Annotated in this window: 8 protein-coding genes; all 8 read right to left on the bottom strand. The window is 45.6% G+C overall.

Annotation, left to right across the window (positions count from 1 at the left end; all coding sequences use genetic code 11):
• Nucleotides 1-39: 39 nt before the first annotated feature.
• Genes FGL37_RS10080 through FGL37_RS10045 form a run of 8 tightly spaced genes read right to left on the bottom strand, consistent with a single transcriptional unit; the run spans nt 40 to nt 12664 of the window.
• Nucleotides 40-1512: a glycoside hydrolase family 28 protein gene (locus tag FGL37_RS10080; protein ID WP_051607304.1), complete on the bottom strand. Its 1473-nt coding sequence runs from the start codon at nt 1510-1512 to the stop codon at nt 40-42.
• Nucleotides 1509-2390 (bottom strand): sugar phosphate isomerase/epimerase family protein, encoded by an 882-nt coding sequence (locus tag FGL37_RS10075; protein WP_028071962.1) that lies wholly within the window; start codon nt 2388-2390, stop codon nt 1509-1511. Before FGL37_RS10075 ends, FGL37_RS10080 begins: the two co-directional genes overlap by 4 nt.
• Complete coding sequence (locus tag FGL37_RS10070; protein ID WP_028071961.1) at nt 2387-3796, bottom strand: alpha/beta hydrolase family protein; 1410 nt, start codon at nt 3794-3796, stop codon at nt 2387-2389. Before FGL37_RS10070 ends, FGL37_RS10075 begins: the two co-directional genes overlap by 4 nt.
• Entirely contained in the window at nt 3777-4925 is a 1149-nt protein-coding gene (locus FGL37_RS10065; RefSeq protein WP_037534335.1) for a sialidase family protein, read from the bottom strand. Before FGL37_RS10065 ends, FGL37_RS10070 begins: the two co-directional genes overlap by 20 nt.
• Before the next feature lie 59 nt (nt 4926-4984).
• Entirely contained in the window at nt 4985-5641 is a 657-nt protein-coding gene (locus tag FGL37_RS10060) for a DUF3826 domain-containing protein (RefSeq protein WP_028071960.1), read from the bottom strand.
• Between the two features lie 4 nt (nt 5642-5645).
• Nucleotides 5646-8393 carry an alpha-L-rhamnosidase gene (locus tag FGL37_RS10055; protein WP_028071959.1) on the bottom strand — a complete coding sequence of 916 codons (2748 nt, stop codon included), beginning with the start codon at nt 8391-8393 and terminating at the stop codon, nt 5646-5648.
• A gap of 52 nt (nt 8394-8445) precedes the next feature.
• Complete coding sequence (locus FGL37_RS10050; protein ID WP_028071958.1) at nt 8446-11220, bottom strand: glycoside hydrolase family 2 protein; 2775 nt, start codon at nt 11218-11220, stop codon at nt 8446-8448.
• 13 nt (nt 11221-11233) lie between these two features.
• Nucleotides 11234-12664 carry a sialate O-acetylesterase gene (locus tag FGL37_RS10045; RefSeq protein ID WP_028071957.1) on the bottom strand — a complete coding sequence of 477 codons (1431 nt, stop codon included), beginning with the start codon at nt 12662-12664 and terminating at the stop codon, nt 11234-11236.
• Between the last annotated feature and the right edge of the window lies 1 nt (nt 12665).

Raw genomic sequence — 12665 nt, 5'->3', positions numbered from 1 at the left:
TCCGTAACTCTATTTTACCTTTTCGTTGCGATCGTTCTATCAATTTAATCCTTTAGTGGATAGATAGACCTTCTTCATTTTAAATCCCTGTAAAGCTGTACTATCTACCCGTACATCCGCACAAATAAAACGGCTGTCCTGAATGCGGATGTCTTTTGCATCCTTTGCCCTCAGGAAGCGGCTTCCCCGAGCGTCAATCCCCGTCAGCTCAACCCCGGTCAACGGTGATTCGGGTATACCTTCAATATTGATGCAATCAGAAGCTCTCTCAATCGCAATCCGTTCCATTTTGATTTTTGAGAACCGTGGCGTCAACGGATTCACGGCTACTTTAAACGTCCGGTCAGCTTCTTTCCCCACATGTTGGGCTTGGCCCAGCATATCCCAGCGCAGGGCCGAAAAATTAACATTCATCCGAATATTAGAAAAGAGCATATCATGCCCCCCGCCCCCTCGTGGACGCCGTGTTTTAAAACGGATTCCGACATCTGTACCCGCGAAGATGCAATCGTGCACATATATCTGCTGTATCAGCCCCGCTGTTTCGCTACCTATGGTCAGCCCACCATGCCCCGTTTTTGTCAGGCAATGCCGGACGACAACATGTTTGGTAGGCCGGTTGACCCGCAGTCCATCATAGCCTCTACCCGCCTTTAAGGCAATACAGTCATCTCCCGTTTCCAGGGTGCAGTATTCAACCAATACCCGTTGTGACGATTCGATGTCTATCCCATCGCCACGGAGGATTCCCTTAGACTCGACATGTACTCCTCGGATGACTACATTCTCACAATAAGTTGGTACGATATTCCAAAATGCTGAGCGCCTGAGGCTCAGGCCTTCAATAAAGACGTTTTTGCAATTAATAGGTGCAATCAAGGCAGGAGGAAATATAAAATCTGTCGTTTTGCCGTCATAAATACGCTTTTCGACCGGCACATCCGCCGCAACGACCTTTTCAATCACGTCATGTGTCATCGTTTTTTTGCGGATACTTCCCTCGGCCGGGCCGAGAAGTGTTCCTTTTCCCGTAATCGCAATATTGGTAGCGCCGTTAGCGTAGATACAGGCGCCGAGGGAATAAAGTTCCACGCCTTCACTCCTTGTGAATACGACAGGCAAAAAGTCCCGAATATCACTTTCAAATTCAACAGTCGCCCCTTCCTCCAAATGCAATTCGGTGTTGGACTGCAAAGAAAGTCGTCCTGTTTTATAATGTCCTTTTCTAATCACCAGTCTGCCGCCCCCAGCTTTTCCGAGGGAATCCAGACTTTTTTGCAGGTCTGTCTTGTTGTCGATAACAGTGATGGTCCGTGCAGGGAAAACTGGTCGTTGAAAATCAGCCTTAAAATATGGGGAATACACCGGTGCGATGGTTTCAGGCATATACTTCACCCCCACCATATCCAGCGTTGGAAGCGCTGATAGCGCAGTCTGACGTTGCATATTACAGGAACTGAGCAGTCCGGTCATTCCGATGAATAGCGCTATGATTGTCCGGAAAAATGTCATTGAAATACCTCCTTCACGAATTTGGTATTCGTCCTATAGTTCATCTTAACGTCACGAATATATTCCGGACGGCGGGATCGTTCTATGATTAGCCATCCCCTCCAGCCCATCTGATCCAGACAGCGTTTTACGGCATATAAGTCCAAACGTTTATTTTCCTGTAACCAGAGACCATCCTCATCTGTACAATGGATTTGCGCAATATAATCTTTGCCTAATATTTCAAGCTCCTGAATCAGATTCCGTCCATTCTTTAGGGCGTTGGAAAAATTGAAACTGCTTTTTATAGAGGGCAGTCCGATTTCTTGTAGAAATCTCTTTTCCTCGCTTGCTGACAAAGCAGTTTCTATCGCTACCGTTACTTTATATTGTTGGGCAAGCTGTCCGATGACCTTCAGACGTTCGACAAGAGCCGGCCACAACGCTGGATACTTCTCGAGGTCACATTGTATACCAAGTGGAAGGAAAGCAATACCTACCTTTAATTTTTTCATTGTTTCAAAACAGTCCTGAACGGGTAGTAGGTAATTGTCCCGACCGGCTAATGACTGCGCATAAAAACCTGTCATCGCCAGACTACAAATCGACAATTTTGCCTCAGAAAGAGCCGCGAGATAGGATGAAAGAAATTGGCCATCCACAAACTTATTGTCAAAGGTGGGCCTATTCCCCAAACCGCCCATGTCCACTTCCAGTCCATCCGCACCTATTTCCCCAGCCAGAGCAACTGCGCTCAGCTTCTGCCGTTTCAGCAACATCAAGTCAATAACAGCGACTCGGTATCGCGGATTATTGCTCCTGTCTAATGCAAAACTTGGCAATAGGAACAAGCTACTCAAAGCCAAGGAGTCAAGGATAAATTTTTTGCGGTCCATCATAGCTCAATTTGATAAGTGTTTAATAGCTTTCTAAGCTCATCAATACCACGAACGGCAGTTGTTGGAAGTTTTTCACCTTTTGCACCAAAGCTGTAAAGCAGATGTTCAGACTCAATCTGTATATCCTTCTCTGCGATCACATCTGCTAACTGGGCTGCGTTGAGCTGAAAATGTTCAATGATAAATTGATATAATGCCTGCCTTTTATTGACTCCAAAATCGTGACCTTCCTGTGGAAAATGTACATGCTTAACCATTGTGGGTTTGCCATAGTATGCGTATATTTTTTGCAAGTATGGAAAATCATGCCGGCTCGTTTCCTGTGTCCAGTCCTGACCATCAGAGATAATTAGCAGAGGCTGGGGAGCTGCAATAGCTGCGAGTTCAACGTTGTTGGTTCCGCCGCCGACAAAGTGTATTGGCAGTCCGCTCTCACAGGGACATCCTCCGAAAAAATACGAAGACATCGACACCACTGGCGCAACCAATGTGATACGGTCATCCAATGCAGACATCAGAATACTGTGACTTCCACCACCGGACCCCCCACTTATACCAATACGTGACCGGTCTACCTGCGGCAAGCTCATTACGTAATCCAAGATCCGTTCAGCACCCCAGGTCTGCATCAACATGGCGATACTGCTGCGATGATCCTGGGAAGAAAATTGCAACAAAGACTCTCCCCAGGCAAACAGATCGTAGCTTACAGCCATACAGCCCATCCGTGCCAAAGTAATAAACCGCTTTTGCGCATCGGGGCGATACCGATGCCCGGCCCAATGACCATCTGGTGAAAGAACAACGGGAATTTTTCCGTTCTGCTTGCGTGGCGCATAAATACTACCATTGACATAGACTCCGGGGATAATTTCCAGGGAAAAGTTCTGAATTTGATAATCCTTATACTGGCGAGCCGGCTGCAATTGGATTGCTGGCACTTTAATCTGCTGTAGTCTATCCCAGTACATGGCTTTTCGGATGCCTTCTCTAAGCTCCGCCCTCCGTCTTTCCCAGCTGGCTTGGTCATTATACTTTTTAGCAAGCATATCCAAAAAATCCCACCCCTCTTGTGGTTTCCAGCGATGGTATTCATAAACTTTCAGCTTAAATATTCCCGGCTTGTCCTGCTGGAGTTTTAGTCCCAGGGGATAAAGCAGGTTGACTTCGGTTGCTGCCAGATCTGCTCTGATTTTCCAGGGGGCAAAATCCACCCAACGGTCTTTCACGAGATCTGAGCTATATTTAATATCGATTTGAAAGCGTTCTTCCAGAGAAATAAGTACCCTTTCTAGAGGTTGTCTGAAATTATTTTCATAATCTAAAGGTGCTTGCTGTCCCTTACTAAAGGAACAGGCCAGCATGAGGAATAGCCCATAGATTATACTAATCTTCTTCTTTAACATATTTAGTCGCATCTGGTTTTTCATACCCTTTTCGTTGCGGCCATTGGCCGTTCTGGATAGCTGTTGTTTTTACTTTTTTCGGATCGACGACAACATGTTTCATCTTTTTCCGCCGCCAGGTGTAACCAAAATGGAGCATGCCGTCCTTGGTTTGGATGACAGCGGGGTAAGAATACTGGCTGATCGGCGAATCTTCCAAGATAAGCGCTGCTGACCAATTTTTACCATCTTTGGAAAAGGAGACATGAAGTGGCGTACGCGCACCCTTTGCCAAATTGCCTTCCGGAAGAACATGGTTGTATACTAGTACATGCGTACCGTCTTTTAATGTAAGGGCATCGGTACCCGAATTATTATTGGGCAAGGCCGTTTTTTCCAGGGGGGTCCAATGTTCACCCCAATCGGAGGACCATGCAGTGGCTATGGCCCGGTTACGTGTACGAGCCAAAAGCTGCAGTTTGCCGTTGCCATGATCTAAGAGACTCGGTTGTATGGCATCTAAATTATCCACACCTCGTGGCACTGGACCGATCTTTCGCCAGGTTTTACCAAAATCAGTACTGACTTCAAAATGGATATTCCAGCCATTGCCTTCGGTACTGGAAGGTGAGATCAGGTTGCCATTTTGCAACAGGATAGGTTTGTTCTTCACCGGACCAATAAATCCTTCGGGCAAACGCTCGGCAGCAGACCAGCTTTTCCCGCCATCTGCAGAGCGCTTGATCATACCCCACCATTCAGATGGCTTTGGCCCAACCTTATAAAACAACAACAGATCTCCATTGGGCACCTGATAGAGCACAGGGTTCCAGGTAGGCAAATGTTTTCCGTCCGGTTGGATGCCATTGGCTACCGATTCAGGTGCCGTCCATTGCCCCCCTTCGTTGCGGCAGACATAAATTTCCACATCGGGATGCCGCTCTTTTGTTCCGCCAAAGAATGCATATACCAAGCCCCGGTCCGTCTCAGCCATGGTTGCCGAATGGCAAGACGGAAAAGGGGCCTTCTCATAAATAAACTCATCTATTTTAATGCCCTTCTGCCAGACCTTCAAGGTCGGATTCTGCCCATAAGCCCTCCACGAGCACAAAAGCAGTATTAATGTCAATAGTTTTATCGTCGTTTTCATTGCCTTTATATTAATTGTATGGCGACAAGCTTTGCTCCCCTGACCGTGTCCGGTGTCTTTTATTTCGATTTATTTTCTTTTTCAGCTTTTACTTTCGTTACATAATCTTTAAACAGCTGCCGCCAGTTTCTGCCGTTTGCATTTAAATAAGCTTCGCACTTGTTTTTATAGATCTCGAATATTGCCGAAATCTGCTTCATGCTCTTGTAATCAATCGCCTTTTCGCGTGCTTCCTCCAAATGCTTACGAATGGTCTGCTCCTCCGCAACAGTCAGATCAGGCACAATCGCCCGATACCCTTTTAATGTAAAATCCACTTTACCTATGGTATATCGATCCAATATTTGGGCCACCTGCTTATCATCCAGTTCCTTTCGCAATCCGTTCATCAGATTTTGATGGATCGAATCTGGCTGAGCCGAGTCAGCAATAATCGAACGATCCAGTTCACTGAGTTTATTACCGGTATATGGGTTAATACCAGCCGGAACCGTACTCGCCGGATGATTGTTATGCCAATCTTTCACCGCAACAAGATGATAAAAAATATAGTCAGCTACACGTTGTTGTTTTTGGCTGTTACCAAGTTTAAGCTCCGCAGCCCATTGCATGGCCTTATCTCGTTCGTTGGTATTTGACTGTGCGGCCACATGCTCTGATAGCAATAAGTAGCCGGAAAACATGCAGCAGAATAGGTAAATTGCAGCGATTTTCATAGTACTATAAGTTGATTTTAAAATAATAGATTCCTGATCCTACTGTTACTTTGCTCCCCGCCGCCAGGGTCTCCGACTTCTGTATATCTTTACTTGCCTGTAAGGGAGTCCCGCTCTCAAAAACATCCAATAGATCTTTGGCGGGGAGATATAATTCAGCTGTCGTGTTGGCTGGAATCGAAACCTTCCATTGTAATACATCCCCATGTTTGGTCCAGCTCGATTCTATCGGGCCGAAAGCACCGATGTAACTCGCATTTACCGCTGTTGCGCCAGACAGGAACTGCGGTTGCATACGGACTTTTTGAAAGGCATTTGCCTCAGATTTGATACCTGCTAAGTCCTCATATAGCCATACCAATAAATCACCCAGCATCATTACGTGGTTCTGGGAATTCATTTTGGGATGTGCAGTATTCCCGTTCCACAGCTCCCAGATTGTTGTTGCACCATTTTCGACCATATACCCCCACGAAGGATATGTCTTGTTCGTCGCGATTCGATAAGCCAGATCTGCCCGCCCCATCGTCGTCAGCGTACGCATGATCCATTGGGTGCCAATAACCCCCGTACTTAAATGACCCGCATTTTCTGTTTCTATGATAGTCAGAATCCGCTGCTTTAAGGTTTCTTTATGCTGATCCTCCACTAACCCGAATTGCATAGCTAAAATGTTGTCTGTTAACGTATTGTTACCATAGAAGCCGGAGACATGATAGAAAGTGCTATTGAAACTCTTGCGTAAAGCGCCCGCCCGGTTCAAAAAATCCGATTGATCAGCCTCTTTTCCCAGCACATCACTGAATCCTGCCATGACCTGCAATAGATGATAATAGTAAGCCGTAGAGATCAAGGCACTGGGATATTTCTTGTCGGCTATTTTTCCCCGTCCTGCTTCGATGCTGGCCGGTGGAAAGCACCAGTCACCATAACTATCCTTTGTGATGATCCCAGCTTCATTGCTATAGCGCGATTGCATGTAGTCCATCCACTTTTTCATGGCCGGATAATGTTTTTCAAGTATCCTAAAGTCGCCCGTTTGCTGATAGAGCATGCCAGAGATTAGGATATACGTACCCGGCCAACTGATATTGTCGCTATAATATTTCCAGAAAGCAGGCGCCACATCTGGGATGGCACCATCTTCTTTCTGTGATAACCGAATGTCATCGAGCCATTTACGGTAAAAATTCGCATTATCAAAAAGAAAATTTTCGCCATACGCGCTGACGGGCCTGTCACCTAGCCAAGGCTGGCGCTCATTACGTTGCGGGCAGTCAATGGGTATTCCTTTATAATTAGAGGCGATACCCCACCAGGCGTTTTGATAAATCTGGTTTAAAAGTGTACTGGACGAGGTAAAAGTCCCCACATCGGTCAAGTCATCGTAAACGAGCCGGCCAATGAAGTTCTCCAGGTTAGGCTTTCCGGGATAACCGATCACCTCCACAAAGCGGAACCCATGGTAGGTAAACCTAGGCTCCCATTCTTCCATCGTGCCCCCCTTCAATACATACTGATCTGCGGCTTTGGCGTCGCGCAAGTTTGTGGTAAACAGTTCGCCAGTCGCTGTCAATGATTCAGCAAAGCGAAGCCCGATTACCGTTCCTCGTTTTCCATGGACTTTGAGCTTCATCCAGCCCGAAAAGTTCTGACCAAAGTCGATGATATAACTTCCCCCGGGGCGTTCGACAATAGAAACAGGGCGGATATCCCGCATCACCTTCATCAAGCCGCCGATCTGCGCTTCATAATTACCTCCCGGTTCCTGGACATAGTCCGCTTGCAGCCATTTACTGTCATCGAATCCGACGTTTGACCATCCAACAAGTTCTTTCCGTGCATCATAGCTCTCTCCATCGTACTCATTATTTGACAAAATAGGGCCTTCCGTAGTCCCCTTCCAGGAATTATCAGTTTTGATAATTTCGGAAGTTCCGTCGTCGTAAGTAATCAAAATCTGCATCAGCAGCTTAGGAAAACCAAAGGTTTTGATCTTATAAGGCTTAGCTTGGCGCATGGCGTAAAAACGCCCGTTCCCCAAGACAACGCCGACAGTATGCTGTCGGGTCTGTGAAAAGGCTTCGGTCACATCCAGAACGTTGTATTTTATATTTTTACTGTAATCTGTCGGTACCGGCGCCAACACTTGATTACCGATCTTCTCACCATTGATATATAGCTCGTATAGACCTAAGCCCATGATATAGGCAGTCGCAGCTTTTACTTTCCCCTTAGTGTTGAATTCTTTTCTAAAATAGCGTGCAGCCAATTTCCCTTCGGGCTCGCTATCAGAAGGGAAATAACGATCAAAACCTATCCAACGTCCTACCCAGTCCTTGTAATGCAATAACCCCATCGTCCAATAAACGGCTTCAGACCACTCCGTTTCCCCCTTATTGGTATATACCCGCACCTTCCAAAAGACCTTATCCACACTCTGCAACATCTTCCCCCGATACATGATATTGATGGAATTGCTGGAAATCTGTCGCCCCGAATCCCACAAATCACCGATATTTTGGCGGAGTTTCTCTTCAGAAGAAGCGACTAGGATATGATAGGCCTCCTGTACCACAGCACGTTCATCTGCACGAAGCTTCCAGCTCAATGCAGGCATAGCCACGTCTATTCCCTGTGGATTTCGCAGCTGTTCTGTACGCAAATCGTACACAACGACCTTAGCCTGTGTAATTTGGCTGATGACCGTACATAGCATTACAATAATATACTGTAGTACTTTCCGTTTCATGTTTATCTTATTTCTTTACTTCTGATATCCACCGCTACTAATGGTGACATACTTATTTAAAATCAAAATACAGAACCAGATGCAACGCCCTTATAGGTTCTTTTTCAAAATCATAATATACGTGCTTCATGCCCATTGGGCCAGTGGTTTCCGGCTTCTGAGTTTTGGTACCAATAGCAGAGATACCATTCATGAACGAAATATCCCCTTTTGGAAAGATAGGGTCCATATTCTTCCACTCCGTATCTTGTTGCTCCTTTGGTGTATACAACCTTAAAAACACATCTTCACGATCAGTAAAAACCATAAAGCTCTGCTCCTTCCCGATAAATTTCGTCCAGTACATATTGGCATGATACCCTTTGAACTCTGGATACTCAAACGGCGGCTCGCCCGTTGCTGTATTGTTATAGTCTTTCCTCCATACACCAAATTGGTTGCCCTTCATTCGATTTTTCCAGACTCGATAAGGTCCCATTCCCATATACTCAACCGCTTTAATTTCAGATTCTGGAAAGTCAAAGTTTACTCCAACAAAACGCGTGAAATAACTTTCAGGGAAATATTGCACATGCATCTTCAACTGTCCTGAAGGCAGTATCTCCCATCGCAGTGTGTTGTAACTTTCCTTTTTATCAAATGTAGACTGGATGACCACCTTTCCATCTTCGTGACTCAGTGTAAAGTTTTTGTAATTGTTGACCGCTTCCTGTAGCACTGGTCCGTTATGAAAGGGGATGATACCTTTCGCATTCTTTACCTGTTCCAATAACCCTGTTAGCTTATTGATTTTATAGCTGATTCCATTGGCCTGTACCAGATATGAACTGGGCTCTTCCTGTACCGAAATATTTTGTGGGCTCCCGGGAACGATCAGAGATGCTGCTATATCGGCCGGCATAGCGATAGGAAAACTCCAGGTGAAGAGCTCCTGCCCCCAAGGGTCCTTGACGGTAATGTATAGCACGTCAAATTGCTCCCATCCTTTCGGAAGATCCATCTTCAATATGCCCTTCGCTCCGGGAGCAATATGAGGTGCAGCTATATTTCCTTTTGTGCTCGCTCCGACCTGCCGATAAGCACCCAATTTCTTGAATTCATAACTAAATGTGCATTGGCTGCTGTTGGTAAATGAATATCGATTTTCTATATTAAATATTCCATCAAACTCTTTAGTAATCGCTCTTTTTTCAAAGAAAATCGGGCTCCAAACTTCTTTTATCGTAAAAAAGCTTCCCTCCTTCTCATAGTACGGCCCCACGATTCCGTCAGGACCGTGATTACCATCTGTATCGATACGATTGTTTTTATCCGTGCGTACGATACCTTGATCCTGAAAATCCCATAAAAAGCCTCCCGCAGATAAAGGATTGGCCAACATCGCTTTCCAGTAGTCCTCGATTCCAGCACCGTGTCCGCCATCATACATGCCGTGGAGGAATTCCGTTGGCATGACAATATTATGGCCATGATCATAGGTTCCTATTCCGTAATTGTATTCGCGGTAATGGGTGGTTTCAAAACCACCGTATACAGCCCAGGGATAGATCAGTGGCCTTTTTTGAATATCTTGTTCTTGAAAGATGTGATCCAGCTCGGGATTGTGCCCCCCTTCGTTACCATTTGCCCAAAAGATCACCGAAGGATTGTTTTCGGAAACAACCATCATCTCGCGTAGCAATTTAGAACCGGTAGGTGTATCATAATGGCCATGCCAGCCCCCCAATTCGTTCATTACATATAAGCCTAATGAATCGCAAACTGCAAGAAAATGATTGTCTGGTGGATAATGCGCCATCCGGACTGCGTTCATATTCATCTCTTTAATAAGTTTGACGTCAGCAATACTAATTTCTTTGCTTGTCGTCCTGCCCGACTGGGGATGAAACGAGTGTCGGTTAACACCTTTGAATTTTATCTTGACGCCATTAATATATACACCATCCCGCGCTTTCACTTCGACTGTACGGAAACCAAACTTCTGTGTGAGCTGATGCTGCACCATCCCATTTTTTAATAACGTAACTTGCGCCTGATATAAATTGGGGAACTCAGCTGACCAGAGTTCCGGTTTCTCAAAACGTCCATTTAGCCAGATTTCATGGCCTGTTATAGTTGTTTTTAGTTCCTTGCCAAACCGATTACCCGCTGCATCAAAAAGCTGCACCGCAACTTCATTGGCTGTGCCTTCGGTCACAACCTTAGCTTTAAAAGTTCCGTCTGCCCGAGCGTCCAAAGAAACACGTTCGACATGGCTCTGGGGTAACGCCTCCAGATACACTGGACGAAATATCCCTCCGAAGATCCAAAAGTCGCCTTCCCGCTCTGCCGCGTTAACAGACTTATTGGCCGAATGCTTCGCTACCTTTACCTCCAACAGATTGTCCTTTCCCGGTCTGATCAGTTTGCCGATGTCATATTTGAACACATAGAATGATCCCTGATGGATTTCCCCTGCGAGTTTACCATTGATTTTTACTTCTGCATCCGTCATCACGCCTTCGAAAACAAGTCTGACAAGTTTCGTATTCCACATGTCAGGTACCCGAAAACGGTATTTATAAACGCCAACTTCCTTGCCTTTGTTGATTTCTTTGTTGAAACCATAGTTATATTTGCCGAAGCCCTGTAGTTCCCAGTTGGAAGGTACAGGTATCTTATCCCAGACGCCGGCTTTCATACCCTCACTGACCTTAAAATCCCATAAAACACCATCATCCTTGCCTCTTCCAGAAAGATATTGGATTTCTGTCTGCTGAGCAGAAATCTGTAACGCTGTAAGCGTCAAAAAAAAGAAGGATAATACAGTTTTTACGTTTAATTTCATGATTAGCTTACTATTACAATTTTGTTGATTTCAATGGGCCATCTGTTCTGAACGGTGCCGCCGGCAAACCTGCAGCATTAACCAAATTAGGCTGGGCAGCTTCATCCCAAGCAAACCTAACTTGAACAATCCGTGGAAGCCCAGCATGTTGGAGTATAATCGTATCGTTAATGATCGTCGCCATTGCCGGGAAGAAGACCGCATCATCGCCCGCGACTTCAAATGAATTCAACGGCCTGCCGTCCAGACTTTTCAGCCCTTTTGCATGTTTGAATGTTAAATATGCTTTCTGCCCCTTTATCTTCACAGATTTTATTTCCGGACCATCGGCAATAATTTTTTTCTTGTATACGTTTTTTAAAGCTTTAAGAGCGTGTCGTCTGCCGATCTCCCATTTGTAATTTGGATGAAGGTTGTCGATATCATCGACCAGATCCGTTGTGATGATACGGCCAGTAAAAGGCAACTGTAACACGAGGTCCTGCGCTTCGCGAAATTCCGGCAATACCGTTGTCGGCATACGGAGTTGCCGCTTTTCGTCCAGTGAGTAGCGGAATGGCGCAATCTGGGTGAAATAAAATGGCATCTTGGGATCCTTCCAAAGGTTACGCCAGTTTTCAATCAGCGCTTTCATCTTGTAGCTGTAGGAAAGATTTTCCTGCATAAACACGTTGCTTTCTCCCTGATACCAGATAAAGCCCCTTAATGCGTAAGGTGCTAAGGGTTCAATCATCAGGTGATAAAATTTTCCAGGATCGCCCGACGTAGGCTTCTCCTTTAGATACGGGGAGCTGTTCCAGTACGCTTCCGCAAACCAAGGTTCTATACGGCTACCGCTCACGGCAGATGCAATAATGCCGACAGGAACTTTCAATTCCTCCTGTAATTTTTTCCCAAAGAAATAGGCTGGCGCCGAAAACTGTGCTAATGCAGAATCCTGTGCCAGTGCCCAACCTTCATATTTTCCACTGGGCTTTAACAGAAATTTTCTCCTGACCAAAAAGATCCGTAAGTCGGCATTTTTGGCTTCTTTCACCTCCTCCAGAGGAAAATAATTCCCCCTCAATGGCGGCTTTTCTTTTGCAATCTTACGCATCTGATATTCCATATTGGACTGACCCGAACACAGCCATACCTCTCCCACCACAACATCTTTAAGTTCAATAGTGGTGCTGCCGATGATAGTTAGTGTCTGCCCTACCGCATTGGCCTTCATCGGCTTTAACACCACTTGCCAGTTTCCGTTTTTATCAGCTCGCGTATGTATACGTTGATTTTGAAAGTTCACCACGATGGATTCCCCGCCTGATGCTGTACCGAAAATGGGTACGTGACGGTCGCGTTGCAACACCATATGATGAGCAAAAATATTGGGTAGCACAACCGCGGCTTCAAGCCGGGAAGCGAGTATAAACAACACGATGTATAGAATTACCTTATTCATC

This window comes from Sphingobacterium thalpophilum (assembly GCF_901482695.1).
Taxonomy (GTDB): Bacteria; Bacteroidota; Bacteroidia; order Sphingobacteriales; family Sphingobacteriaceae; genus Sphingobacterium; species Sphingobacterium thalpophilum.
The sequence above is the reverse complement of the archived record's forward strand: the minus strand, read 5'-3'. Positions and strand labels throughout refer to the sequence as shown.